The organism is Streptomyces sp. NPDC001594 (genome assembly GCF_042893675.1).
Taxonomy (GTDB): domain Bacteria; phylum Actinomycetota; class Actinomycetes; order Streptomycetales; family Streptomycetaceae; genus Streptomyces.
Genome location: NZ_JBIAVB010000012.1, coordinates 217,945 through 242,393 on the forward strand (window position 1 = coordinate 217,945; position 24,449 = coordinate 242,393).

Consider the following 24,449-nt stretch of genomic DNA (forward strand, 5'->3'; position numbering starts at 1 on the left):
ACGGCCGGCGGGCCGGCACCCTCAGCCGGCGGGCAGCTCCCGGCACAGCAGGGACGCCGGGGAGGGGCGGAAGCCGACCCGGGCGGTGAAGGCGATGCCCGCCGCGTACTCGCTGGGCAGGCACTGGCCCTTGAAGTGGCCCCAGGCGTAGTCCCCGCCCGGGTTGCCGGCCGGGCGGGCGTCGCCCCGGTCGAACCACACCGTGCGGCCGGCTCCGGCGAGCGGGACGCGGGCCGGGGCGCACAGGGCCGCCGAGACCCGGTCGCCGCGCAGGCTGTAGCCGGTGAGGAACTGTCCGGCCGGGCACTGGAGCTTGGTGTAGCCGCCCGCCCAGTCCCCGCCCGCCGGGACGTACCTCTCGTCGCGGACCACGGTCTGGCCGCCGCCCGGGGCGCGCAGGTCGGAGGTGGAGCACAGCCCGCGCCCGCCGGTGTGGCTCAGACCCGCCAGGCGGGCGCCGTCGGGGCAGACGGCCTTGCGGGCGCCGCTGTCCCAGTCCCCGGCGGCGCGGGTGAGCAGGGAGGCGTTCTGGTCCCGGTGGTCGGTGCTGAGCTGGTACCAGGCGGGGGTGGCCGGCACCGGCCCGGTGCGGCCCGCGGCCGAGGTGAGGGCGGTCCACGGGGCGGTGCGCCAGTCGCCGGTGTCGAGGACCCCCCGGCGCCGGCCGGCGCCGTCGTAGCGGAGCATCGCCCAGCTGTCGCCGCCGGGGGCGCCCTGGGCGGTGGTGCTCCAGCCGACCAGGGGCCAGTAGGCGAAGTCGGCGTCGGAGGCGGCCAGGTAGCCGGTCATGTTCTGGAACCAGGTGCGCGGGGCGGCGCCGGTCTCGTCGGCGCCGATGCCGAACTCGCTGATCCACACCGGGGCGGTGAAGTGCGTGCCGGTCTCGGCGGAGACGAAGAACGCCTGGTCGTAGAGGGCCCGTTCGAGCTCGGCCCGGCTCATGTCCTGGTAGCGGGGGTCGTGGGTCTCGCCGAGGCCGGTGGCTCCGCTGTGGTGGGGGCCGGTGTAGCCGTAGAAGTGGGCCGAGTAGACCAGCTTGTTCGAGACGACCAGGGTGTGGGAGAGGGTGCGGGCGGGGGTGAGGGCGGGGCGGCCGTGCGGGAGGCCGTCGGCGGGGATGCCCGTCCAGTTGATGCCCTCGACGACGATGAGCAGGTTCGGGTTGGCCTCCGTCAGGATTCGGTCGGCGGCCTCCTCGGAGGCGGCCTGCCAGTCGTGGCCGTCGCCCAGGCCCCAGTTGGGGTCGTCCCAGGTGTCGCGGCGGACCTCGTTGTACAGGTCGGCGCCGACGACGCGGGGGTTGTCGCGGTAGCGGCGGGCCAGGAAGACCCAGTCGTCGGCCCACTGGGCGGTGGAACGGGTGCTGTTCCAGCGCTCGTTGCCGTCGAGGCCGCAGCACCAGCGGGTGGTTCCGGTGTGGTTGTTGAGGATGACGGCGAATCCCGCGTCGGTGAGGGCGGAGACGACGGCGTCGTAGACCTGGAGCGGGGTGCGGCCGCGCAGCGCCGGGTTGGCGGCGACGGCGGCGTCCGGGACGGGGGCGGTGGTGTGCAGCATCTCGTTGGAGAAGGGCAGGCGGACGCTGTTCAGCCCGAGTGCGCGGAAATCGGCGAGCAGCGTGGGCAGGGGCACCCGGTCCAGGCCGAGGGGGATGCCGTGGGAGTCCTGGCCCGCGTGGTGGTTCGCGGGGTCGGCGATGTCCCCGGAGCCGTTCCAGGAGCCCTGGGCGCCGTCCCAGTTGCCGGAGCGCAGGCGGAAGCGGTTGCCCTGGGCGTCGACGACGTAGCGGCCCCGGGTGGAGAGCGGGGGCGTCCACGGCGCGGGGTCCGCGGCCGGGGCGGCGGCCTGGGCGGGGGCAAGGGCGGGCGGTACGGCGGCCCGGGCCGGCGCGGCGGTGGCGGGCAGGACCGCACCGCCGGTCAGGAGCAGCACGCCAAGCAGCACCCGTACGAGGCTCTTCATCTGGCTCCCGCCCGTTCCGGCCGCCTCGTCCGGGCGGCTGCGGCGGACAAGTTACCGGCCGGTCGCACCGGGGGGAAGGCTCCTGCACGCCCGGGCGCGGGCGTCGACCGTGCGGGCCCGCGCGGCCCGCTCCGCGGGTGACCCCCGGCAAAACCGCCCCGCCCGGGCCCGCACCGCTCTACCGTGCCCTGAGAGGTCGGGCGAAGGGACCGGAGGGCGGGGCTGATGGACGAGGAAGAGGACATGCGGCTGGCGGGGATCACCCCGGAGATCTCCCGCCGCACGCTGACGATGCTGCGGGGGCTCGCCGGGCTGGAGCCCGCGGAGCGGGTGCCCGAGGACGCCATGGCGGTGGCCGACGCGATCCTCGCCGAGCACGGCACGGACGGGCTGCGGGTGCTGGTGATGACCCTGGCCGCCTGGGCGACGGCCCAGATCGAGAACGTCGCCGAGCTCAGCGGACGCAGCCACGAGGCGGTGCTCGACGCGATGGAGCTGGCCTGCCTGGAGGCCAACGCCGACGATTGAGGGGTCCCTGATAGAACGGTGACCCATGGGTGCCCGGGAACGCGAACGGAAGGTGTACCGGTCGCTGCGGCGGGCCGGGCTCGAGGTGATCCCGGACGCCGTGCCGGACGGGACGATGCCCTTCGTCACCGGCTACCGCACCGAGGAGGTGTCCGGCTCCTTCTCCCACCGGTACGGCACCCCACGGCTGGTCGAGCGGCTCAACGAGGACTGGTACGGCCTCGCCGTCGCCTCGGGCCTCTTCGACGAGCGGCGCGAGTTCCTCGTCCAGCTCCCGCAGGGGACGCGGACGCACCAGGCCGCCGTGCGGCAGCTGCACGGCGGCGGGGTGGTTGCGCCCTGGCTCTGGACCCGCGTCCGGCTCCTGGAGCACTGGGACGTCATGGGCCGGGGCGCCGCCTCGGCGTTCCTCGGCATCCGCGCGGGTCACCCGGGCTTCGGCATGATGGCGCTCGACGGCGGCGTGTACCTGGCGTGCTCGACGGGCGAGCGGGGCGTCGACGTGCTCGCCGTCCCCCGGCCGGACCGCTCGGAGAACGTCCTGCGGCACCTGGAGGAGATCGTGCTGCGCGACAGCCCCCACGTCGGCCGCGAGTACAAGGACCGGATCGCCGGCTGGCTCACGGGCCGGTCACCGGGCCCGCCCGGCGGCCCGGAGCGCTGACGGGCGGCCCGCCTGGGCCGAGGTGTGACGCGTTCCGGCCCGGGTCGGCGACACTGGGGGGACCAGAAGGTTGCGGGGGGTCCTGAACGGAGGCCGTCGTGAGCACACCTTCCCCCATCCGGATCGCCGCCGTACTGTCCGCCGAACACCGCGGCCGACTGATGTCCTACGCACGTGAGGTCAATTTCCCCGAGGGCGCCCGGATCTTCGACGAGGGCGCCCGGGCGGAGTCCTTCTGGATCGTGCGCTCCGGCACGGTGACCCTGGAGGTCCCGCTCCCCTCCGGCGGGCACCGGGGCGCCGTGTCCGTCGAGAGCCTCGGGCCCGGCGAGCTCGTCGGCTGGTCCTGGCTGTTCCCGCCGTACACCTGGCAGCTGAGCGCCGAGGCCATGACCCCGGTACGGGCCTACGAGTTCGACGGGGCGGCCGTGCGGATGCTGATGGACGCCGACCCCGCCTTCGGCTCGGCCATCGGCCACTGGGTCGGGCGGATCCTCGCGGTCCGGCTCCAGCAGACCCGCACCCGCCTCCTCGACCTCTACGCCCCACGTCCCACCCCCACCCGCTGACTCCCGGACCTCTCCGGACGCCTTCGGACGCCCGGAGGCACTCCCCACCCGCCACACCGGCCCCACACCGGCCGCGCTGGGGGAAGGTGTTCGGCCGATTCCCGGAATCCCTCCTTCACAGGTCACGACCACGGAGGTCGCTGCGGACTGCACTCATGCGCTCACGAACCGTGACGAGAAATGGCGGTACGAACGGGCGTTCACACCCCGGATGGGCAAGACTCGCGTCCGCTATCCGAAACACCGACCCGAGGAGTGTTCGAAATGCGGTCCATCACCAGGAGCCTGGGACTGGCCTCCGGAGCAATGGCGCTCACCGCCCTCACCGCCCTGGCCGGTACCGGAGCCGCCGACGCGGCACCGGCCGGAACGCAGAGCCTGTACGCCCCCTCCGCGCTCGTGGTCAGCGTGACGGCCGGTCAGGACGCCGCCGGCGGGACCGTCCTGCGCGCGGTGACCCTCGTGTGCGCGCCGCGCCCGGGCGGGACGCACCCCTCGCCCGCCGCCGCCTGCGCCGAGCTGAAGGCGAACTCGGCCTCGCTGGACGCCCTCGCCGCCCCCCGCCCCGACGCCGCCTGTACCCGGGAGTGGAACCCGGTGACGGTCACCGCCGACGGGGTGTGGCAGGGCAAGCGGATGAGCTACACGTACACCTTCGGCAACCCCTGCGGGCTGCGCAGCAGCACCGGCGTGCTCTTCGGCATCTGAGCCCCGCGGGCCGACGGCCCCGCGGAGCGGCCGGGCGGCGCCGCCGACCGCCGCCCGGCCCCCGCGGCCCCGGCCCGTCAGCCCAGTTCGAGGCTGGTGACCCCGTACAGCCCGGACAGGTCCAGCTCGGGCGCCGGACCGGTGTACATGCGGGCGGTCTCGAACGCCGGGACCAGCCCCAGCCCCGCCGCCACGGCGGCCGCGGCCGGATTCACGTCGGGCACGTCCACCGCCACCTCCCCGCCGGGGGCGTGCCCGGCGAGCCGCCGCACCAGGGCGGCCGCCACCTGCGGTGTCGCCGCGTACAGGGGCCCGATCCGCGCGGCGGAGCTACAGGGGCGCACCACGCCGAGGCCCTCGATCCGCCCGTCGCGGAGCGCGGCGAGGGCGGTCCGGCCGGGCAGGGAGGTCCAGGCCGAGAGGAAGGCGTCGCGCGCCTCGGGGAAGAAGGCCCGGTCGTAGGCGGCGATCCGGGCGAAGGGCAGCGAGGCCGCGTCCACGATCTCCACCCCCGGGTCGCCCCCGGGCTCCGGGGTGCCCTGGTAGCGCATGTTCGTCCAGGCGGAACGGAAGCCGGACTTGCGGTAGTTGTCCTGCTGTTCGACCACCCCGTCCAGGCCGACGAGCCGTCCGCCCAGCCGTTCCATCCCGGCCCGCCACAGCCGGATGCCGTGGCCCCGGCCGCGCATGTCGGGGCGGGCGATGTAGAAGCCGATGAACCCGAAGCCGCGGCCGTAGCGCACGGCGGAGATGCAGGCGACCGGATCCCCGTCGAGCCGGCCGACGAGGAAGCCGTCCGGGTCGGCGACCGCGAAGGCGAAGCGGTCGCTGTCCCCCGGGTTCCAGCCTTCCGCGTCGGCCCAGGTGCGCAGCATCTCCATGTCGGCGGCGCTCGCGCCGGTGATCTCGAAACGTGTCATGCCGGGTGTTCTACCCCGGAATTCACCCCGCGCAGATCACGTCGTCCAGGGTGATCGGGCGGGAGTCCGTGCGGACGTACGCGGTGAAGGTGTCGGTGACCCCGGACGGCCAGGTGGTGGTGACGGTGGCCCAGCCGACGAAGGCGGACGGGGCGGCGGTGGCCGGGCCGACGGTGACGGACTGCGGGGTGCCGGGGCGGCAGAGCAGGACGTCGGTCTCCGGGAAGTGCGCCTGTTTGTCCTTCAGCAGCTGTGAGACCCGGTTGACCCGGTCCTGTTCCGAGGGGCCGTGGCTGCCGTAGAAGCCCCGCAGGAAGCGGGTGATCTCCTCCGTGGTGTGCCTATGGAGCCGGCGGGGCTGCGGATCGGCGAGGGCGGCCGCCGGTGCCGACGACGCGACCAGGGTGATCAGGGCGGACACGGCGGCGAGCAGCAGGGCGCCGGAGCGGTGTGGGGTGAGCGTCATGTCCGGTATGTAACCGGCGGCCCGCCCCGTCTGCCGGGGGCGCGGCCGGTTCTCACTCCGGTGGACGTGGAGATTCACCGCAGAAACGCCCCTCCGCTTGCGCCGACCGGCCCCGGATGCTCGCCCGCGCGGGCCGGCCGCCGGGGGCGGGCGGCCGCAAATCGTTCGCGGGCCGGGGCGGGCGCTGTCTAGGGTCGGCGCATGGGGAAGCAGCTTGTCGCAGTGTTCAGCGGGGCCGGGATGTCCACCGACTCCGGCATCCCGGACTACCGGGGGCCGCAGGGTCTGTGGCGGCGGGATCCGGAGGCCGAGAAGCTCGTGACGTACGAGTACTACATGGCCGATCCGGACGTCCGCCGCCGCTCCTGGCTCATGCGGGCCGAGATCGGGGCCCTCGGGGCCCGGCCCAACGCGGCGCACACGGCGGTGGCGGAACTGGAGCGCTCCGGCACCCCGGTGCGGGTGATCACGCAGAACGTGGACGGGCTGCACCAGCTCGCCGGGATGCCCGAGCGGAAGGTGTTCGAGCTGCACGGGACGGCCCGGTCGGTGGTGTGCACGGCCTGCCACGCCCGCTCGGCGATGGACGAGGCCCTGGCCCGGGTCGCCGCCGGGGAGCCCGATCCGGCCTGTGCGGTGTGCGGGGGGATCCTCAAGGCGGCGACCGTGATGTTCGGGGAGCGGCTGGATCCGGAGGTGCTGGCGCAGGCGGTGGCCGTGGCCAAGGGCTGCCAGGTGTTCATCGCCGTGGGGACGACCCTGCAGGTGCAGCCCGCGGCCTCCCTCGCCGGGATGGCGGCCGAGGCCGGGGCGCGGCTGATCATCGTCAACGCGGAGGAGACCCCGTACGACTCCCTGGCCGCCGAGGTGATCTGCGAACCGATCGGCACCGCCCTCCCGGCCCTCCTGGCCCGGTTCGCCTAGGCGCTGTCCTCCCCGTCGGCCGCGCGGCGCATGGCCGCCACGTCGAGCTTCTTCATCCGCATCATCGCGGTGGTGGCGCGGGCCGCCCGGCCCGGGTCCGGGTCGCTGATCAGGTCGATGGCGCCGGGCGGGATGACCTGCCAGGAGACCCCGAACCGGTCCTTGACCCAGCCGCAGGCCGACTCCTGGCCGCCGTCACCGGTCAGCGCGGCGTAGTAGTAGTCGGCCTCGGCTTCGTCGGAGCAGTGGATCTGGAAGGAGATGGCCTCGGTGAAGGGGAACTGGGGGCCGCCGTTGAGTCCGATGAACCGCTGGCCGTTGATCTCGAACTCGACGACCATCACCTCTCCGGCCGGGCCCGGGCCCGCTTCGGTGTAGCGGGCGGTGCGCAGGATCCGGCCGTCCTTGAAGACGGAGAGGTAGTAGGCGGCGGCGGCCTCCGCGTCGCCGTCGAACCACAGGCATGTGGTGAAGCCGTTACCGGTCATGGCAGCTGCCTCCAGGGGGTGCGTGAGGGAAGGCCGGCCGGCCTTCCCTCACATACGGACCGGCCCCGCGCCCGAAACTCATCGGTGGGCGCGGGGCCGGTCCGTACTTTCACCCGTCCGGGCTACCCGACTACTTCCCGAGCATCCGGTCGACGACCCGCTCGGCGGCGTGGCCGTCGTCGAGGTCGCAGAACTCGGCGCGGAACGCCTTCCGGGCGTCGGCGTACCGGGCGGCCACGGCGTCGGCGTCGCGGACGGCCTCGATCAGGGCGGCCGAATCCTTCAGCAGCGGGCCGGGGGCCTTCTCCTCCAGGTCGAAGTTGAAGCCGCGCAGGGTCGTGCGGTAGTGCTCCAGGTCGTACGTGAACAGCAGGATCGGCTTGTCGGTCAGCGCGAAGTCGAAGATCGCGGAGGAGTAGTCCGAGACGAGGACGTCGGCGACGAGCAGCAGGTCCGTGGTGTCGGGCCAGCGGGAGACGTCCACGACGAACCCGTCGCGCACCCCGTCGCGGAGCTGTTCGCGCACCAGGTGGTGGCCGCGGACGAGGAGGACGTGGTCCTCGGCGAGCTCGCGGCGGGCCGCGTCCAGGTCGATCCGCAGGTCGAGCTTGTAGCCGCCGCTCCAGTCCTCGCGGTTCTCGCGCCAGGTCGGCAGGTACAGGACGACCTTCTTGCCCTCCGGCAGGCCGAGCCGCCGGCGGACCTCGGCGATCCGCTCCGCGTCGGGACGGACCAGCGCGTCGGCGCGCGGGCTGCCGGACTCGACGACCTCGCCGTCGTAGCCGAGGGCCCGCTTGAGGACGGGGGTGGCGTACGAGCTCGGGGAGGCGAGCAGCGTCCACTGGGCGCTGTCGTGCGCCAGGCCCTCCAGCACCTCGGGGCTGGTGTAGTAGTCGTGCGTGAAGTCGTAGCCGATCTGCTTGAGCGGCGTGCCGTGCCAGGTCTGGACGACCGTCTGGCCCGGGCGGCGCCGGAAGTGCATCGGCACGCTGTCGTTGACCACGTAGAAGCGGGCGCGGGCCAGGACGTCCCAGGCCTCCAGGCTGTCGTACTGGACGGCGCGGGCGGTCGGGGGGACCTCGGCGCGGCCGTCGCGGACCAGCCAGACGTGGTCCAGCTTCTCGCCCCGGCGCAGGAGTTCCTCGTGGATGGCGCGGGGCGAGTCGCCCGCGCCGTTGCCGCCGAAGGTGTCGTAGACGACCAGGTCCTTGACCGGGAGCTGCTGCTGTGCCGGGTAGGTCTCGTCGCGGGCGACGCGCTGGGCGTAGCGGGAGCGGTCGTGCGGGCTCAGCAGCGGGTCGCTGACCAGGACCATGCGGTCGTGGTGGCGGGCCTCGACGCGCATGCGGCGGCCCAGGACGGTGACCGGGTGGGGACCCGCGGTCAGGGCGGTGGCGACGAGCTGGACGGGGGCGCCGCGGTCGACGCCGAGCAGGCCGGCGGTGGTGCCGCCCTGGCTCACCGGGCGCAGGGTGGGCCACCAGCGGCCGTGCGGGAGGCTGGTGCGGCCGGCGTACGGCTCGGGGAGCACGGGCTCGAAGGCGGCTTCGAAGCGGTCTCCGTCACGGGTGACGGGGTAGCTGAACTCGGTGCCGTGGTGGTCGTGCAGGACCAGCTCGTACGGCTCGTCGGCGCTGTCCGCGGGGGCGCGGAAGGTGCCGCGCAGGGTCAGCGTGCCGTTCTCGGCGGAGACGGTGTCGACGAGCGGCGGGGCGGGCTGGACGGACAGGAGGAGGTGGCCGCCCTTGGAGCGCTTGGCGAAGACGGCGAGCTCGCCGTCGCCGCCGGGGAGCGGTACGGCCAGGCCCGTGAAGCCGCCGCGTTCGTCGTGGACCAGCGGGTGGCGGGTGCCGTCGGGGCGGACCACGGCCAGGGTCCAGGCCTCGGGGGTCCATTCGCCGGGCGCCGGGGCGGCGGCGACGTCGCCGAGTCCGGCGAGGGGGACGACGGCGGTGAAGGGGATGCGGCCGCCGGACGGGGCGCTGCCCAGGGTGAGCGGGATGTCGAGGGCCGTGCCGGTGCCGGCGTGTTCGGCGCGCAGGGTGATGCCCTCGCCGGCGCCCGCGGCCAGCTCGCCGGAGAGTTCGAGGGCGTCGTCGCCGTGGGGGCGGACGTCCAGGACGCGGGCACGGACGATCTCGACCTGGACGGTGAGGGCGCCCGCGACGGTCGGCACGATGCGGACGTCGGGCGTGGCCCAGTAGGAGGGCGGGTTCGTGCCGCTGTCGTGCTCACCGCCGCGCAGGCGGGCCCGGTGCAGGCCGCCGGGGCCGGTGACGGCGATGGAGGTGGTCCACACGCCCTCGCGCCACTTGCCGCCGGACTGGAAGACGGTGGGTTCGACGACGGCGCTGAAGCCGGCCCAGTCCGCGTGCCGCAGGGCGAGGTGCGGGGAGTTCACGGTGGCCATCGGGGAGGCCACCGTGCGGGTGGGGACCACCGTGCGGCGGCGCTTGCCCTGCTCGCGGAAGACCAGCATCTTGCGGGAGCCCAGGCGGCTCTCGGCGCCCATGTGGCCGGGCAGGGCGTAGCCGCGCAGCAGCAGCTTGCCGTCGCTCCATGCGGCCTGCTCCAGCCGGCTGACGATGCGGCGCTCGCGCGGGCCGAGGGTCAGCAGCTTGGGCGGGACGGGCGCCTTGAGGAAGGGGTAGTCGGCCTGCGGGCGGGCCAGGCCCTTGACCGGCACGCTGTAGGAGAAGTCCCGCTGGTGGTGCAGGAGGGCGATGAACTCCTCGACGCGGCCCTCGCGGGCCAGGAACGCCTTGAGCCGGTCGGCGACGGTGAGGTCGCTCCAGGGGCCGGTGCCGATCTCGCGGACGAGGCCGCCGACCTCCTTGACGAAGGCGGCGCGGAAGTCGTCCCCGCCTTCGGCGACGTACTTGTAGATGAGCGGGAGTTCCTCGCTCAGCACGTTGTAGTCGTAGTCGCGCAGGTAGCGGGCGTACTTCTCGCCGGTCTTGCCGAGGAGGGCCTCGCGGACCAGGCGGACGGAGGTGACGCGGTCGATGACGGAGACCGGGTCGGTGGAGCGCTGGGTGATGGAGCGCTCGCCGGTCTCGCGGACCCGCCAGTGGTAGACGACGTCGCTGATCACGTCGACGCTCTTGGCGAAGTAGTGCGCGGGGATGCTGACGGGGGCGTCCTCGTAGAGGATGCCCTCGGGGTACTGGAAGCCGTGCTCCTCCCAGAAGCCGCGCCGGTAGACCTTGTTCCAGGCGGTGCGGTCGGTGACCAGCGCCGGGAACTTGGAGATGTGGGTCTTGAGCCGGGTGTTCGCGAACGCGACGCGGTGGCCCCAGGACTGCTGCATGCCGACGGAGCGGAAGCGCTTGACGTTGCCCGCGGCGAAGTCGGAGCCGCTGGAGTCGAGGGCGTCGATCAGCTTCTGGTAGGCGTCCGACGGCAGGGTGTCGTCGCTGTCGACGAAGGCTATGTACTCGCTGTCCGGCGAGGCGTGGCGGAAGCCGACGTTCCGTGCGGCGCCGAGACCGGCGTTCTGCTGCAGGACCACCCGGAAGCGCTGGTCACGCTCAGCGAAGGCCGCGGCTATGGCCGCGCTGTTGTCCGTGGACCCGTCGTCGACGATGACGACTTCGAAGTCGTCGAAAGTCTGGGCTGCAAGGGATTCCAGGCACTCGTCGAGGTAGAGCTCGACGTTGTAGGAGGGCACGACGATGCTCAGGCGCGGGGGCATGGGTGGCGGGTTCTCCAGCGTTTTTATCTTTGTCGACCGGGTTGATGATCAGCCAATTACAGCATCTTACTCTGTAACAGGATGATAAAGCCGACCCATTTCGGACATATCGCTCGGTCCGCCGGGGCGGACGGCAAAGAATTCAGCCGCCCGCCACCGTGCCGTCGCGGCCCACCGCGGGCCGCCGCCGGAGCCGTCAGACCTCCAGGCTCTCCTCGATCTTCTTCAGCTGGTGCCGGGCCATGGCCAGATTGGCCCTGCTCCGGTCGAGGGCGAGGTAGAGGAAGAAGCCCTCGCTGTTGCGGCCCTTCATCAGCCTGATCAGGTGGTACTGACTGCCGAGAGTGATCAGGATGTCCTCGATCTCGTCCTTCAGACCCAGCATCTCCATCGTGCGGACCTTGGCCCGCACCACGTCGGTGTTGCCGGCCGCGGCCACCGTGAGGTCCAGGTCCTTGCCGCCGCCGACGTGGCCGAGGGCCATGCCGCTGCCGTAGTCGACGAGGGCCGCGCCGATCGCGCCCTCGATGCTGGTGGTGGCTTCCTTGAGGGCGGTTTCCACGTTGACCATGGGGGTTTCCTTTGCAGTCGTTTGCTTTTTGGCTGGTTCTGGACTGTCGGCCGGGAGCGGTCAGGAACGGTCCGGCGCCGGCGCCTCGGGGCCGGACCTGCGGCCCAGGCTGTGCTCTATGAGCTCGGTTATCCGGACGCTGGAGCGGCGCGCCTCCAGGTGGAGGCGGCCGACGTTGACGCGCGGCTCGGCGATCAGCGTGAGCACGGCCGCCTCGCCCGCGGCGTACGTGGCGACGTAGCCGTGCTCGCCGCGGACGAGCAGCTCGCGGAAGCCGCCCTGGCCGGTGCAGTCGCTCAACCGCTGGGCCACGCCGAGGGCGGCGGCGGTCAGCGCGGCGACGGACTCGGCCTCGGTCGCGGCGCTGTCCTGCGCCAGGACCAGCCCGTCGGCGCTCGCCGCGAGCGCCCCGCTGAGCTGGGGCACCCGGGCCCGCAGCCGGCGGAGCTCGGCGAGAACCTCGGCTTCGGCCTCGGCGGGCAGCATCAGCGTGTTCATGTCGGCCTTCCTCCCTTCGGGCGGCCTCCGCTCGGAACGGTCGGCTCGCAGAACCGGTCGGAGCGGGAGCCTCACAGGCTTGCCTCCAGTGCGTCGCGTAACCGGCGGAGCAGCGCCACGTCCGGGGGTTGGGCCTGGGTCATCCAGTCGGGCAGGGGTGCGGCCGGCGCCGGGGCCGGCCGGACGTGCGGCGTCTCGACGAGCCCGGCGGCCGCGAGTCTTCGTACGTCGAGCAGGGTGTGGAAGGCGGGCCGGCCCAGGACCCACGCCAGGTCGGCGGGGGTCCGTACGCCGTCCGCCTGGGCGAGCAGGGCCCGCTGCCGGGCGGTGACGATCTGCCCGGGCGCGGCCGGGCGGGGCACGACCGGGGCGGTGTCGAGCCGCGGGTAGGGCCACACGGCGTCGAGCAGCTCGCGGCGCCTGCGGGTCTCGCGCTCCACGGCGGCGGCCGGGACGGAGCGCATGGAGCCGATCCAGTGGGTGGCGCCGCGGCGGAAGCGGGACGGGCCGCTGCCCGGGGAGAGGGCGAAGAAGGCGGCGTCGAATATCGCGGCCAGGTGGCAGATCTCCAGCTCGCCGCCGGCCAGGCCCCCGCTGTCCACGAGGAACCGGGCGACCTGCCGGGTGGCCCCGGCTTCGCTGAGGGCCTCGTTCCAGCGCTCGGGGGCCAGCCCCCCGCCGGTGGTCAGCAGCACGTCCAGCCCCGGGGTGGAGGGGCTCTCGGCGTGCACGATGCGGCCGTCCTCCAGGAAGAGCGTGCCGCGGTCGCGCAGCAGGGCGCCGGTGGCGCGCTCGGCGGCGAGCCGGGTCAGCAGCGGGGAGACGGCGGCGAGGCCCTGTGCGGGAGCGGTGGTCACCGGAGCACCAGCCCTTCGGCGAGGGCGCGGAGTCTGAGCCGGGCGAGAGCGAGGTTGCCCTCGGCGCGGTCGAGCCAGAGGTGGAGGAAGACGCTGCTGTCGAAGCTGGTCTCCACGAAGCGGAGCACGTGGTAGCCGGTCCGGGTGGTGACGATCAGGTCCTCGACGGGCGGGCCCGCCGGCCCCCCGCCGCCGGCCGGCGGCGGCGCGGGGGCGGGCTGGGCGAAGGACTCGTACTCGGCGGCCGCCCGGGCCAGCTCGGCGGTCTCGGCGGCGGTGGTCTCGTGGTCGCCCACCGGGGACTCACCGACGGTCCCGAGGGCCAGTCCGCTGCTCCAGTCGACCAGCGCGGCCCCCCGCGCGCCCGGCAGGGCCATGGCTTCGAGCAGGCATTCGTCGATCCCGGGCACGCGGGCTCCCCTCCCGGCCGAACGCGCTGGGCACACGTTCGTCGTACGGCGTGACAGGAGGGAACTTACTCAAGTTCCACACTGCGGAAGGGGGTTCTGGCATTTTCCGCGGGAACATGCGCGGTCCTGCACGGCAGCTTGGCCGGAACCCGTTTGTTTTTGATCAAGACTGTCCCGGCCCCGGCGGGAGCAGGCGCTCGACCATCACCCCGAGGAGGGGCTCCACCGGGTGGGCGTCGAGCAGGGCGGGGACGGTGAGGTCGTCCACGATCAGGCCCTGCATGGCGAAGTAGAGCAGTTCCACGCCCTGCCGGTCCCCGGGCAGGCCCGCCTCCAGGTGCCCGGCGATGTTCGCCTCCAGCTCCTCGGCGAGGAACGCGGAGAGCTCCTCGCGCAGTTCCGGCCTGCGGGTGGCCTCCAGGCGCAGCTCCAGGACGGCCGTGTGCACGCTGGGCTCGCGCCGCAGCCGGCCGAGGAGCCGGCGCAGCAGTTCCAGGGTGTCCGGCGAGCCGGCCAGGTCCTCGGGGGGCGGGGCGAGGCGCTCGCGGGTGCGGCGCAGGATCTGCGAGAGCAGCTGGCCGCGGTGGGCGAAGTAGTTGGAGGCGGTGCCCGTCGGTACGCCCGCCTCCTTGTCCACGGCCCGCAGGGTCAGGCCCCGGGAGCCCTCGCGGGCCAGGACCTCGATGGCTGCGTCGAGCAGCGCGGCCCGGCGTTCCGGATTCTGGCGCATGGGCGGTCCCCCTGGGGTCTGGCGGAGCGGCTGGGCGTGAGCACTGCAGCCGCAGTGCTCCGAACACGCTAGCGGACCGGGCCGCTCCGGGCCCTCCCCACCGCCCCCTCACCCGTGTCACCCTTGCCCGTCATGGAGCGGATCGTCGAGGAGATACGCGAGGACCTGGACCGCCGCATCGCCCTCGCGGCGGACCGGCTCACCGACCGGACGCTGGCCCGGGAACCCGCCTGGGCCGTCCCGCTGGGCCGGGCCGGGGTCCGGGAGCGGATCCGGCTCGTCCTGCGCCGGATCCTCGACGGCCTGGTCGGCGCCTGCCGGGGGGAGCCGGTCGACGTGGCGGACGCCCGGGCCGCCGGCGCCGAACGGGCCGGACGGGGGCTCCCGTTGGACCCCCTGCGGCGCACCTACCGCGAGGGCGCGCGGCTGGTGTGGCAGTGCCTGACCGAGGCGGTGGCGGTACACGACCGCTCTGCGCTCGCCCGGCTGCCGGCCGGGCCCGACGCGCTGTGGGACGTGGTGGACCGGCTGACGGACGCCGCGTCGGAGGCGTACCACCGGGCGGGGGCCGAGCGGGAGGACGGGGAACGGGAGCGGCGGGCGGCCCTGCTGGACGCGCTGCTCGACGGTCCCGGCGCCGCCGGGGCGGATCCGGAGCCGGCGCTCGCGGCGGCCGTCCGGCTGGGACTCCCCGAACGGGGCCGCTTCGCGGTGGTGGCCCTGGCCCCGCCCCGCCCGGGGACCGCCGGCCCGGGCGGGCCGGGTGGTGCGGCGGACGGCGCGGCCGGAGTGGCCGACGCGCCGCGGGTGCTGTGGCGGGTCCGGGCCGACGGGGAGACCGGGGTCGCCGAGCTGGGCCACCACCCGTTGGAGTCCCTGCGCGTCCTGCTCGCCCCGCTCCCCGTGCGCGCCGGGATCAGCCCGGTGGTCGCGTCCCCGGCCGAGCTCGCAGGGGCCCGCCGGCTGGCGGCGCTCGCGCTGCGGGTGGCGCCGACCGCCCCGGCCGGGTCCGGCGCCGCCCTCCTGGACGAGCGGCTCCCGGCGGCGCTGGTGGCGGCGGACCCGGAACTCGCCGCCCGGCTGCGGGAGGTGGTGCTGGGGCCGGTGCTGGCGCTGCCCGGACAGGAGGCGCGGGTGCTGCTGACGACCCTGGGCACCTGGCTGGCCTGCCAGGGCTCGACCACGTACGCCGCCCAGCGGCTCTACTGCCACCGCAACACCGTCTCCAACCGGCTGCGGCGCCTGGAGCAGCTCACCGGCCGGACCCTGTCGGACCCGGCGCACGTGGTGGAACTCGCCCTGGCCCACGCGGCGCTGGCCCACGCCCCGGCGGCCCCGCGCGCTAAGGCCGGGCCGCCTCCGGCGGACCCGGCTGCGGGTGGTGGCGGGCCGACTCCAGGAGGTACGGCACGTCGATCACCGCGATCCCCGGGGTGAACAGCAGCCTCGCCTTGAGCCGCAGCGCGTTCTGGTTGTGCAGGGGCTGCTCCCACCAGTGGCCGACGACGTACTCGGGGATGACCACCGAGAGCATGTCGGTGCCCTCGGCGGCGGCCTCCTCCTCCAGGTAGGCCACCACGGGTCCGACCACCTCCCGGTACGGCGAGTGCAGCACCTTCAGCGGCATGCCGGGGTCGATCTCCGCCCAGGCCTGGCGCAGCCGCTGCGCCTCCTGCTCGTCGGCGGCCACGGACAGCGCGCCGAGGGTGTCGGGCCGCAGCCCCTGGGCGTAGCCGAGGGCCTTGAGGGTCGGCGCGTGGACGTTGGCGACGAGGACGACGACGTGGTGGCGGGCCGGTCTGCGCGGCCGCTCGCCGGGCGCCACGGCCACCTGCCCGGCGACCTGGTCGTAGTGCCGGCGGACCCCCTTCATGCCGAGGAACAGGGCGGGCATGGCGATGACGACCAGCCAGGCGCCGTGCGTGAACTTGGTGATCAGGACGATGACCAGGACCACGGCGGTCATGAGCGCCCCGACGGCGTTGATGGCGAGCCGGCGGTGGATGTGGACCCGCCCGCCGCGCGGGGTGGCCGGGTCGGCGAGCGCGCGCCGCCAGTGCCGGACCATGCCTGCCTGGGAGAGGGTGAAGGAGACGAAGACGCCGATGATGTAGAGCTGGATGAGGCGGGTCAGCTGGGCGTCGAAGGCGACGATGAGGGCGATGGCGGCGAGCGCGAGCAGGACGACGCCGTTGGAGTAGACGAGCCGGTCGCCCCGGTTGTAGAGCTGGCGGGGCGCGTAGTGGTCCTTGGCGAGGATCGAGGCCAGCATCGGGAAGCCGTTGAAGGCGGTGTTGGCGGCGAGGACCAGGACGCCCGCGGTGGCGGCCTGGAGCAGGTAGAAGAGGAAGTCCAGGTCCCCGAAGGTGGCCCGGCCGATCTGGGCGAGGGCGGTGGACATCGGGGTGCCCGGGGGCAGGCCCAGTTCGGTGGGGTCGGCGGCGACGTGCACCCGGTAGGCCATGGCGAGGGCGGTGATGCCGGCGAACATGGTCACGGAGAGCACGCCCATCGCGGCCAGGGTGGTCGCCGCGTTCTTCGCCTTCGGCTTCCGGAAGGCGGGCACGCCGTTGCTGATGGCCTCGACGCCGGTGAGGGCGGTGCAGCCGGAGGCGAAGGCGCGCAGGGCCAGGAAGACGACGGCGATGCCGGTGTAGGTGCCGGCGGCGTCGATCGGCAGGTGGGCGGACTCGGCCCGGATGGTCGCACCGGTGCCGAGGCGGACGGCGGCGACGGCGAACATCACGTAGATGATGAGCACGAACCCGTACGTGGGGACGGCGAAGACGCGCCCCGACTCCCGTACCCCGCGCAGGTTCATCAGCGTCAGGAGCACCACGAAGGCGACCGACATCGCGACCTGGTGGTCGCTGAGGGAGGGGATCGCCGAGGTGATCGCCGCGACGCCGGAGACCACGGACACGGCGACGGTCATCACGTAGTCGACGAGCAGGGCGCTGGCGGCGGTGAGGGCCGCGGTGGGGCCGAGGTTCTCGGAGCTGACGACGTAGGCGCCCCCGCCGCCGGGGTAGGCGTGGCAGGTCTGCCGGTAGGAGGCGACGACGACCACCAGCAGGAAGACGATGGCGGCGGCCGCGTACCACGCGAGGTGGAGCAGCGCGACTCCGCCGAGGGCGAGGATCAGCAGGATCTCCTCGGTGGCGTAGGCCACGGAGGAGAGCGGGTCACTGCAGAAGATGGGCAGGGCGAGCCGCTTGGGCAGCAGGGTCTCGCCCAGGCGCGCGGTGTCGAGGGGCTCACCGACCAGCAACCGTTTCGCATTGATTCGCCTCATTCCGCGATGGATATCCATCTCGTACGGATTTCAGACGTTCAGGGGTGGCACTCCGCCGGGTCGGCGTCCCCCGTACGGCCCAGTGGCGATCTTGAACGGGCGCTGCGATGGTGATCCGGTCGGCCGCCGCGCGGCCATCCGCGCGGGGCGGCCGGCCCCTACGGAAGGAGACGGCCGTGGTGACCTCCGTCGACCTGGCCTACGACTACCCGGTGCTCGGTGCGTTCTGGACCGTGATGTGGATCTTCCTCTGGGTGATGTGGCTGATCCTGCTGTTCCGGGTCGTGGTGGACGTCTTCCGCGACCACGCGATGAGCGGCTGGGTCAAGGCCGCCTGGCTGATCTTCCTGTTCCTGATCCCGTTCCTGGGCGTCCTCGTCTACGTGATCGTCCGCGGCCGGGACATGGGCAAGCGGGAGATCAAGCACGTGCAGGAGCAGCAGGAGGCCTTCAACGCCTACATCCGGGAGACCGCCGCCTCGCCCTCCCCCGCCAAGGCCACGGCGGACGACCTGGTGAAGCTCTCCGACCTGCGGGCCAAGGGCGAGCTGAGCGAGGAGGAGTTCCGCCAGGCCAAGGAGAAGCTCCTGGCCTGACCCCGTCCGCGGGCGGCCGTCACATCCTGGCGGCCGCGCTGCGGATGGCCTCGCGGATGCGGAAGTAGGTCCCGCAGCGGCAGATGTTGGCGATGGCGTCGATGTCCTCGTCCGTGGGCTCGCTCGTCCGCTTCAGCAGGGCCACGGCGGCCATGATCTGCCCCGGCTGGCAGTAGCCGCACTGGGCGACGTCCTGTTCGAGCCAGGCCTCCTGGACCGGGTGGAGCCGGTCGCCGTCCGCGAGCCCCTCGATGGTGGTGACGCGCTTGCCCGCGCAGGCGGAGACCGGCACCACGCAGGGGCGGACGTCCACCCCGTCGAGGTGGCTGGTGCAGGCCTTGCAGACGTCCACCCCGCAGCCGTACTTGGGGCCGGTGATGCCGAGCAGGTCGCGGAGCACCCACAGCAGCGGGAGGTCGTCGGGCGCGTCGACGGTGACGCTCCGGCCGTTGACGGTGAAGGTGTGCGAGGGCACGGCGGCGTACTCCAGGGGTCAGCGCGGGTAGGGGGTGAAGTCGACGTCGAAGTCGAGGGGGAAGCTGCGCGGCTTGGAACCGGTGGCCCGGGCCCAGGCGTTGGCGATGGCCCCCACGGCGGCGGGCAGACCGAGTTCGCCCGCGCCGCCCGGCTCGGTGCCGGTGGCCGGGAGCACGAAGACGCGTACGTCCTGCGGGGTGTCGCGCTGCCTGGCCCAGTGGAACTGGCTGTAACTGCCCTCCAGCGGGAGCCCCTTGTCCAGGTGCAGGCCGGCGCGCAGGGTGGTGGAGATGGCGTCGGTGAGGCCGCCGATCATCTGGGCCTCCAGTCCGCGGGGGTTGACGGGCAGGCCCACGTCGACGGCGATGACCGCCCGGGTGACGCGGACGTGCTCGCGGTCGCGGGCGTCGATCTCCACCAGGCAGGCGGTGCGCGACTTGTACTCCTCGTGGAAGGCGATGCCCTGCGCGCAGCCGGCGGGGAGGGCGCGGCCCCACTGTCCCTCGGTGGCCGCCTTGTCGAGCACGGCGCGCTGGGCGTCGGTCTTCAGGAATGTGCGCCGGAAGCGGTAGGGGTCCTTGCCGGTGGCGGCGGCCAGTTCGTCGACCATGATCTCCTCGGCGCCCCGGGTGTTGGCCGAGTAGACCGAGCGCCAGGAGCCGGTGGGTATGCCGGTCGGCACCTCGGTCAGCGCCTGGGTGGTGAGCCCGAAGTGGTACGGGGACTTCACGGTGGTGAGGAACAGGGTCTGGGCGAGGGTGGCGTTGCCGATGCCGGAGGGCAGGCTCGCGGCGGTGGCGGTGATGATCTCGCCGAGCCCGTGCCGGAAGTCGGTCTCGGCGGCGGCGACGCGGTGCTCGAAGCTGAGCACCTCGCCGAGCAGGTGGGTGGCGCGGATCCTGTGGTGGGTGGCGGGGCGCATCCGGCCGTGCCGGGTGTCGTCCACGCGGGTCCACATCAGCTTCACCGGGCGGCGGCAGGCCTTGGAGACGCGGGCGGCCTCCAGGGCGGCGTCGAAGAACAGGCGCCGGCCGAAGGAGCCGCCCGCCTGGACCACGTGCACCTTCACCTTGTCCAGCGGCAGTCCGAGGTCGGCGGCGATGGTCTCGCGGGCGACGATGGGGGACTTGAGGCCGGACCAGATCTCGGCGCGGTCGTCGCGGACGTCGGCGACGGCCGAGTTGGTCTCCATCGGGGCGTGGCTGACGAAGGCGAAGTCGAACTCGGCGTCCACGTACGGGGTGAGCAGCGGCGGCACCAGCAGGGGCGGGGTGGCGGCGCGGAGCTTGGCGCGGACCTGCTCGTCGGAGAGCTGGTCGGCGGGGCCGGGACCCCACTCGACCTGGAGGGCCGCCTTGGCGTCCAGGGCCTGGCCGAACGTTTCCGCGACCACGGCGACCCCGGTGGGGACCGTCACCACGTGCAGGACGCCCGGCATGGCCTGGACGGCCGCGCGGTTGGCCACGGAGCGGACGGTGCCGCCGAGGCTGGGCGGGCGGCGCACCACGCAGGGCTTGGCTCCCGGCACGTCGAGGTCGAGGGTGTAGCGCTGGGCGCCGGTGACCATGGCCCGGGCGTCGATGCGGCTGGTCCGGGTGCCGACCAAGGTGCGCCGGGCGGCCGGCTTGGGCGTGGCGCCGAGGACCACGAGGCCGGGGGCGGCGGCGGCCGCGGCGAGGCTGCCGTAGCCGGCGCTCCGCCCGTCGGCGGCCCGTACGGAGCCGCCCGCGGTGGTCAGTGCGGAGGCGGGGAGGTTCCAGCGGGCGGCGGCCGCGGCGACGAGGCGGGCCCGGGCGGTGGCGGCGCACTGGCGGACCGGCCCGTACAGGGAGCGGATGGAGTTGGAGGACCCGGTGAGCTGGTTGAACAGCAGCTCGGGGCGGGCGTCGTCCAGTTCCACCCGGACCCGGTCCAGCGGGGCGTCGAGCTCCTCCGCGACCAGCATCGCGACGGCGGTGGTCAGACCCTGGCCGACCTCCTCGCGGGGCAGCCGGAAGCGGATGGTGCCGTCCTCCTCGACGACGAGCGCCAGGAGGGCGGAGGTCGGGGCGCCGGCCAGGATGAACAGGTCCCCGAGGTCGACCAGGTCGGCCACCTCGGGCAGGCTCGGGATCACGGCGTGCGCGGGCTGCGGGGCCAGCGCGTCGGCGCCGGCGCGGGTGACGAGCGCCAGGGTCGGGGCCGCGACCAGGCAGGTCAGGAAGGACCGGCGGCTGTGGCCGCTCCCGTCCCGCCCCGTCGGCGTGCTGCTCTCCACTGCCATCTTGGTCCTGCCCCACCCTCCCCCGGCCCGCGCGCGAAGAAGCGGACCGCACCGGCTCGTTACCGACACGTAGGGTAGCGATCAAGCGGTGGGGTGGGAAGCGGAAGTGACGCACGGGGTCCTTCGTTCGAGTGGTGCCCCGGACGGGCCCCCGACCCCGCCTTCCGGCGGCCCCGCCGGGCCCCGGCCCTCGCACATCTCGCCCGTACGATCGAGGCGTGCCGCCCGGAAGGCCGATTTCCGGCCAGGGGCGGACGATGGAAGCAGAGCCGTACGCGTTGGCGACACAGGAGGAGGTGTACGGCGATGGCCCAGTTCATGGATGTCCACCACGGTATGAAGGGCATCACCGCGGACCAGCTGATGGAAGCCCACAAGGCGGACCTCGCCATCCAGTCGGACGAGAAGGTCACGTTCCAGCGCGCCTGGGCCGACCCCCAGTCCGGCGAGGTCTACTGCCTCTCCGAGGCCCCGTCGGCGGAGGCGGTCCAGAAGATCCACGAGCGGGCGGGGCACCCCGCCGACGAGATCCACGCGGTTCCGCTCAGCGTCTGACGGGACGGGGCACTTCGATACTGACCGGAAATGTTCGTACGGACGGGAGGCAAACGGGAGGCCTTCGGCATATGCCGTGAGCAAGAACGTTACGGATGTTGCCAAACGCCTTACAGGCTGTCTCGCGCTGTGCCACAGTCGTAACCGGTCCTTCTTTCAGACCTGGCCGTGCCGCGCCTGTATCGCCGCGCCTGTATCGGAGTGCTCATGCCGTCCCACCTGTACGCGGACCGTTCCGCGCAGCCGCCCGAGCCGGGATCCGTGGACGCGCTGATCTCGCAGACCCGCCGGCTGCGCGGCGAAGTGGACGCCGTGCGCCGCGACACCGTCGTGGACGACGACGACGCCCAGGGCCGCTGGCAGCGCGCCCTGTGCGACCTCGCCGTGCACCACCTCGACGACCTCGGCCAGCACCTGGGCCAGCTCAAGGAAGGGCTGCCGCCCGCCCCCGAGCACGTCGAACTCCCCCCGGCGCGCCCGGAGCCCGCCTCCGAGGACCGCCAGACCCGCGTCGGCAGCGCCGAGTGGAACCTGCTGACGGACGAGGTCACCTGGTCCGAGGAGCTCTTCCAGATCTTCGGCCGCTCCCCCGAGGCGGGCCCGCTCCCCCTCGACGAGCTGGGCTCCACCCTGTTCTCCGAGGACCAGCCGCTGCTGACCGCGATGGTCACCGACTGCCTCGTCGACGGCAAGCCGATAGACGGCGAGTTCCGCATCGTCCGGGCCGACGGCCGCGTCCGGACGCTGCACATGAGGGGCGAGCCGGTACTCGACGCGGACGGCTGCACGGCCTCGATGTGGGCCGTGCTGCGCGACGTCAGCGAACTGCGCCGCAGCCAGCGGGCGGAGCGCGAGTCCCGTGACTCGCTGCAGCGCCAGCGGGAGATCGCGCAGACCGAGCACCGGCTGGCGGTCGAGCTGCAGGAAGCCGTGCTCCCCCCGTGGCGCGGCTCCCTGCGGTTCCCGCACGAACACGCCGGCACGATGGACGTGGCCGCGCACTACCTGCCCTCCGCGACCAGCACCCTGATCGGCGGCGACTGGTACGACGCCCTCGAACTCCCCGACGGCCGCTCCCTCCTGACGGTCGGCGACCTCACCGGCCACGGCGTGAGCGCCACCTCCGGCATGGCCATGATGCTCGGCGCCCTGCGCGGGATGGCCATGGCCGGCATCGAGCCGGGCCCGCTGATGGGCTGGCTCAACCAGCTGCTGGAGACCTCCGCGCAGCCGGCCCTCGGCTCGGCCGTCTGCTGCCGCTACGACCCCGACCGCCGGCTGCTCTCCTGGGCCCAGGCCGGGCATCCCGCACCGCTCCTGTTCCGGCGCGGCCGGGGGCGTGCGCTCCAGCCGCCCGAGGGGGTCCTGCTGGGCGCCACCTCGGGGGCCGTGTACGGGCAGGCCGAGGAAGTCCTCGAACTGGGCGACGTACTCGTGCTGTATACCGACGGACTGGCCCCGCACGGCTCCGAGTTCGGCCGGTCGGACCAGACGGAGCGGCTGCTGGCGCTCGCACCGCGGTTCTCCGCGGCGCGCTCGGCGCGCGACTGCGTCCGGATGGTCACGGAGGAGTTCGGGGAGAACGAGCGCGAGGACGACGCCTGCGTGCTGGTGGCCCGTATCGGCGGCTAGCGGGGCCCGCCTTCACCGCGTTCCGACAGCCCGGCCCGACGGTTTGATCCGACGGTCCGATCCGGGGGCCGCGCCCACGGCGCGGCCCCGTCCGCTTCCCCTTCCGCCACGGCCCGCGGCACCGCCCCCTAGACCTCCGCCTGCACACCGCGCGCGGCGGCGCTCGGGGACGGGTCGGGGAGGGCCTGCTCGATCTCCTCGCGCAGGTCCTCGATGCGCGCGCAGCCCGCGTACTGGCCGGTGAGCCGGTACATCTCGCGGAGCCGGTCCCACGTCCGGTGCGAGGAGGTCTCGTTCATCGAGACCAGGGCCAGGCGGGCATAGCGGTCGGCCTGCTCGGGATCGTCGGCGATGAAGCAGGCCGAGGCCATGGAGATGTAGTCGAAGATCTGCGAGCGCTGGTGGCCGTCGCCGCGCAGCCGCAGCGCCTCCCTGGCGTGCCTCGCCGCGACCGGCGCCGCCGAGGCGTCGTGGTCGGCGAGCGTGCGGTACGCCAGGGCCTGCATCCCGTGCAGGTCGGCTTCGTCGAAGTGCTGCATCCAGGACGGCGGCGGTACGTCGCCCTTGTCGGACACGAACAGGTCCTCGGCCTCGCCCAGGGTGCGGCGCATGGCCTGGCCCTTGCCCATGGCGGCCTGCGCCCAGGCCTCGATGGTGTGCAGCATGGCGCGGGTGCGCGGCAGGGTCTGGTCCCCGGAGCCGGCCTGGGCCAGCTTCATCAGGTCCAGGGCCTCGTTCGGCTTGCCCAGGTGGACCATCTGCCGGGCGGCCCGGGACAGCGCCTCGCCGGCGCGCGGGCGGTCGCCGCCCTCGCGCGCCGCGTGCGCGGCGATGACGAAGTACTTCTGCGCGGTCGGTTCGAGGCCGACGTCGTGCGACATCCAGCCCGCCAGCACCGCCAGGTTGGCCGCCACCCCCCACAGCCGGCGCTGGAGGTGGTCGGGGTGGTGGTAGGCGAGCATCCCGCCGACCTCGTTCAGCTGGCCCACGACGGCCTTGCGCTGGAGCCCGCCGCCTCTGGAGGCGTCCCAGGCCCGGAACACCTCGACCGAGCGCTCCAGGGCCTCGATCTCCTGCGAGCCGATGGGGGCGGCCTCGTAGCGGTCGTAGCCCGCCGGGTCGGCCTGGTAGGGGTCGCCGAAGCGCTGGGGGTCCTTGGCGGTGGCGGGATCGCCTTGCAGCCAGTCGTACATGGCGTTGCTGAGGGCTGAGCCGGCGGTGAGCGCGGCGCCCGCGCCCATCAGGCCGCGACGGTTGAGCATGAGGTCCATTCCCGTGAATTCGGTGAGGACCGCGGCTGTGCGTTCGGGCGCCCAGGGCACTCCGTCGGGGTTCTCCTTCGCCCCGTCCGGCTGCCGTTTCGCGGTGCGCCGCTGTCGTACGAACCCGAGGTCCTCGATGGTCACGACACGACCGAGCCGCTCGGTGAACAGTGCTGCCAGTACCGTGGGCACCGGCTCGCGGGGGGTCTCCCCCATGTCGATCCAGCGCCGCACCCGCGAGGTGTCGGTGGCCAGTTGGTGGTGGCCCATCGCGGCCGCCTGCCGGTTGACCATCCTCGCGAGTTCGCCCTTCGACCAGCCGGCCAGGCCGAACAGGTCGTTCAGACGGGTGTTTGGACCCTTGCTCACGTCAAGCCCCC

Annotated in this window: 23 protein-coding genes; 9 read left to right on the forward strand and 14 right to left on the reverse strand. The window is 73.7% G+C overall.

Going from position 1 to position 24,449, the window contains the following annotated elements; all coding sequences use genetic code 11:
• Nucleotides 1-21: 21 nt before the first annotated feature.
• A complete protein-coding gene (locus ACFY0O_RS24250) occupies nt 22-1,962 on the reverse strand; it encodes a glycoside hydrolase family 5 protein (RefSeq protein WP_388949856.1) in 1,941 nt (646 codons plus the stop codon).
• A gap of 225 nt (nt 1,963-2,187) precedes the next feature.
• Here ACFY0O_RS24250 and ACFY0O_RS24255 point away from each other — a divergent pair, with 225 nt between their 5' ends.
• The 4 genes from ACFY0O_RS24255 to ACFY0O_RS24270 all read left to right on the forward strand — a co-directional run bounded on the left by ACFY0O_RS24255 (nt 2,188) and on the right by ACFY0O_RS24270 (nt 4,431).
• Nucleotides 2,188-2,490 carry a hypothetical protein gene (locus ACFY0O_RS24255; protein WP_388949858.1) on the forward strand — a complete coding sequence of 101 codons (303 nt, stop codon included), beginning with the start codon at nt 2,188-2,190 and terminating at the stop codon, nt 2,488-2,490.
• A 25-nt stretch (nt 2,491-2,515) separates the two neighbouring features.
• Complete coding sequence (locus ACFY0O_RS24260) at nt 2,516-3,154, forward strand: hypothetical protein (RefSeq protein ID WP_388949860.1); 639 nt, start codon at nt 2,516-2,518, stop codon at nt 3,152-3,154.
• Nucleotides 3,155-3,252: 98 nt separating this feature from the next.
• The gene (locus ACFY0O_RS24265; RefSeq protein ID WP_388949863.1) at nt 3,253-3,723 is read left to right on the forward strand and encodes a Crp/Fnr family transcriptional regulator; all 471 of its coding nucleotides are present in this window, start codon (nt 3,253-3,255) and stop codon (nt 3,721-3,723) included.
• Between the two features lie 264 nt (nt 3,724-3,987).
• Nucleotides 3,988-4,431, forward strand: a complete 444-nt coding sequence (locus tag ACFY0O_RS24270; RefSeq protein WP_388949866.1) for a subtilase-type protease inhibitor — start codon at nt 3,988-3,990, stop codon at nt 4,429-4,431.
• A 77-nt stretch (nt 4,432-4,508) separates the two neighbouring features.
• Here ACFY0O_RS24270 and ACFY0O_RS24275 read toward each other — a convergent pair whose 3' ends face one another.
• Together ACFY0O_RS24275 and ACFY0O_RS24280 are read right to left on the reverse strand one after the other, a co-directional pair.
• Entirely contained in the window at nt 4,509-5,351 is an 843-nt protein-coding gene (locus ACFY0O_RS24275) for a GNAT family N-acetyltransferase (protein WP_388949869.1), read from the reverse strand.
• Nucleotides 5,352-5,373: 22 nt separating this feature from the next.
• Nucleotides 5,374-5,817 carry a hypothetical protein gene (locus ACFY0O_RS24280; protein WP_388949872.1) on the reverse strand — a complete coding sequence of 148 codons (444 nt, stop codon included), beginning with the start codon at nt 5,815-5,817 and terminating at the stop codon, nt 5,374-5,376.
• 201 nt (nt 5,818-6,018) lie between these two features.
• Here ACFY0O_RS24280 and ACFY0O_RS24285 point away from each other — a divergent pair, with 201 nt between their 5' ends.
• The gene (locus ACFY0O_RS24285) at nt 6,019-6,741 is read left to right on the forward strand and encodes an NAD-dependent deacetylase (protein ID WP_388949875.1); all 723 of its coding nucleotides are present in this window, start codon (nt 6,019-6,021) and stop codon (nt 6,739-6,741) included.
• Here the strand turns inward: ACFY0O_RS24285 and ACFY0O_RS24290 are convergent.
• The 7 genes from ACFY0O_RS24290 to ACFY0O_RS24320 all read right to left on the reverse strand — a co-directional run bounded on the left by ACFY0O_RS24290 (nt 6,738) and on the right by ACFY0O_RS24320 (nt 13,989).
• Nucleotides 6,738-7,229 carry a VOC family protein gene (locus tag ACFY0O_RS24290; protein ID WP_388949878.1) on the reverse strand — a complete coding sequence of 164 codons (492 nt, stop codon included), beginning with the start codon at nt 7,227-7,229 and terminating at the stop codon, nt 6,738-6,740. The genes ACFY0O_RS24285 and ACFY0O_RS24290 overlap by 4 nt on opposite strands.
• 130 nt (nt 7,230-7,359) lie before the next feature.
• Entirely contained in the window at nt 7,360-10,923 is a 3,564-nt protein-coding gene (locus ACFY0O_RS24295) for a CDP-glycerol glycerophosphotransferase family protein (RefSeq protein WP_388949880.1), read from the reverse strand.
• Nucleotides 10,924-11,119: 196 nt separating this feature from the next.
• On the reverse strand, nt 11,120-11,494 hold the full coding sequence (locus tag ACFY0O_RS24300) for a hypothetical protein (protein ID WP_388949882.1): 375 nt from the start codon (nt 11,492-11,494) through the stop codon (nt 11,120-11,122).
• A 60-nt stretch (nt 11,495-11,554) separates the two neighbouring features.
• On the reverse strand, nt 11,555-11,992 hold the full coding sequence (locus ACFY0O_RS24305) for a roadblock/LC7 domain-containing protein (protein ID WP_358892214.1): 438 nt from the start codon (nt 11,990-11,992) through the stop codon (nt 11,555-11,557).
• 71 nt (nt 11,993-12,063) lie between these two features.
• A complete protein-coding gene (locus ACFY0O_RS24310) occupies nt 12,064-12,849 on the reverse strand; it encodes a transcriptional regulator (RefSeq protein ID WP_388949885.1) in 786 nt (261 codons plus the stop codon).
• The gene (locus tag ACFY0O_RS24315) at nt 12,846-13,259 is read right to left on the reverse strand and encodes a hypothetical protein (protein ID WP_388949888.1); all 414 of its coding nucleotides are present in this window, start codon (nt 13,257-13,259) and stop codon (nt 12,846-12,848) included. Before ACFY0O_RS24315 ends, ACFY0O_RS24310 begins: the two co-directional genes overlap by 4 nt.
• A 163-nt stretch (nt 13,260-13,422) precedes the next feature.
• Nucleotides 13,423-13,989 (reverse strand): TetR/AcrR family transcriptional regulator, encoded by a 567-nt coding sequence (locus tag ACFY0O_RS24320; RefSeq protein ID WP_388949890.1) that lies wholly within the window; start codon nt 13,987-13,989, stop codon nt 13,423-13,425.
• 132 nt (nt 13,990-14,121) lie between these two features.
• On the opposite strand from ACFY0O_RS24320, the gene ACFY0O_RS24325 reads away from it, so the two are divergent.
• Nucleotides 14,122-15,426: a helix-turn-helix domain-containing protein gene (locus tag ACFY0O_RS24325; RefSeq protein ID WP_388949893.1), complete on the forward strand. Its 1,305-nt coding sequence runs from the start codon at nt 14,122-14,124 to the stop codon at nt 15,424-15,426.
• On the opposite strand, the gene ACFY0O_RS24330 is transcribed toward ACFY0O_RS24325, so the two are convergent.
• Nucleotides 15,332-17,284: an APC family permease gene (locus tag ACFY0O_RS24330; RefSeq protein WP_388949896.1), complete on the reverse strand. Its 1,953-nt coding sequence runs from the start codon at nt 17,282-17,284 to the stop codon at nt 15,332-15,334. The two genes, ACFY0O_RS24325 and ACFY0O_RS24330, sit on opposite strands and share 95 nt — an antisense overlap.
• 176 nt (nt 17,285-17,460) lie before the next feature.
• On the opposite strand from ACFY0O_RS24330, the gene ACFY0O_RS24335 reads away from it, so the two are divergent.
• Complete coding sequence (locus tag ACFY0O_RS24335; RefSeq protein ID WP_388949898.1) at nt 17,461-17,880, forward strand: SHOCT domain-containing protein; 420 nt, start codon at nt 17,461-17,463, stop codon at nt 17,878-17,880.
• A 19-nt stretch (nt 17,881-17,899) separates the two neighbouring features.
• Here ACFY0O_RS24335 and ACFY0O_RS24340 read toward each other — a convergent pair whose 3' ends face one another.
• On the reverse strand, nt 17,900-18,355 hold the full coding sequence (locus tag ACFY0O_RS24340) for a (2Fe-2S)-binding protein (RefSeq protein WP_388949900.1): 456 nt from the start codon (nt 18,353-18,355) through the stop codon (nt 17,900-17,902).
• Between the two features lie 18 nt (nt 18,356-18,373).
• Complete coding sequence (locus ACFY0O_RS24345; RefSeq protein ID WP_388949902.1) at nt 18,374-20,620, reverse strand: molybdopterin cofactor-binding domain-containing protein; 2,247 nt, start codon at nt 20,618-20,620, stop codon at nt 18,374-18,376.
• Nucleotides 20,621-20,926: 306 nt separating this feature from the next.
• Here ACFY0O_RS24345 and ACFY0O_RS24350 point away from each other — a divergent pair, with 306 nt between their 5' ends.
• A complete protein-coding gene (locus ACFY0O_RS24350) occupies nt 20,927-21,175 on the forward strand; it encodes an SCO4226 family nickel-binding protein (protein ID WP_358892223.1) in 249 nt (82 codons plus the stop codon).
• A gap of 207 nt (nt 21,176-21,382) precedes the next feature.
• Nucleotides 21,383-22,807: a PP2C family protein-serine/threonine phosphatase gene (locus ACFY0O_RS24355; protein ID WP_388949904.1), complete on the forward strand. Its 1,425-nt coding sequence runs from the start codon at nt 21,383-21,385 to the stop codon at nt 22,805-22,807.
• A gap of 128 nt (nt 22,808-22,935) precedes the next feature.
• Here the strand turns inward: ACFY0O_RS24355 and ACFY0O_RS24360 are convergent, their stop codons facing one another.
• On the reverse strand, nt 22,936-24,438 hold the full coding sequence (locus tag ACFY0O_RS24360; protein WP_358892225.1) for a hypothetical protein: 1,503 nt from the start codon (nt 24,436-24,438) through the stop codon (nt 22,936-22,938).
• Between the last annotated feature and the right edge of the window lie 11 nt (nt 24,439-24,449).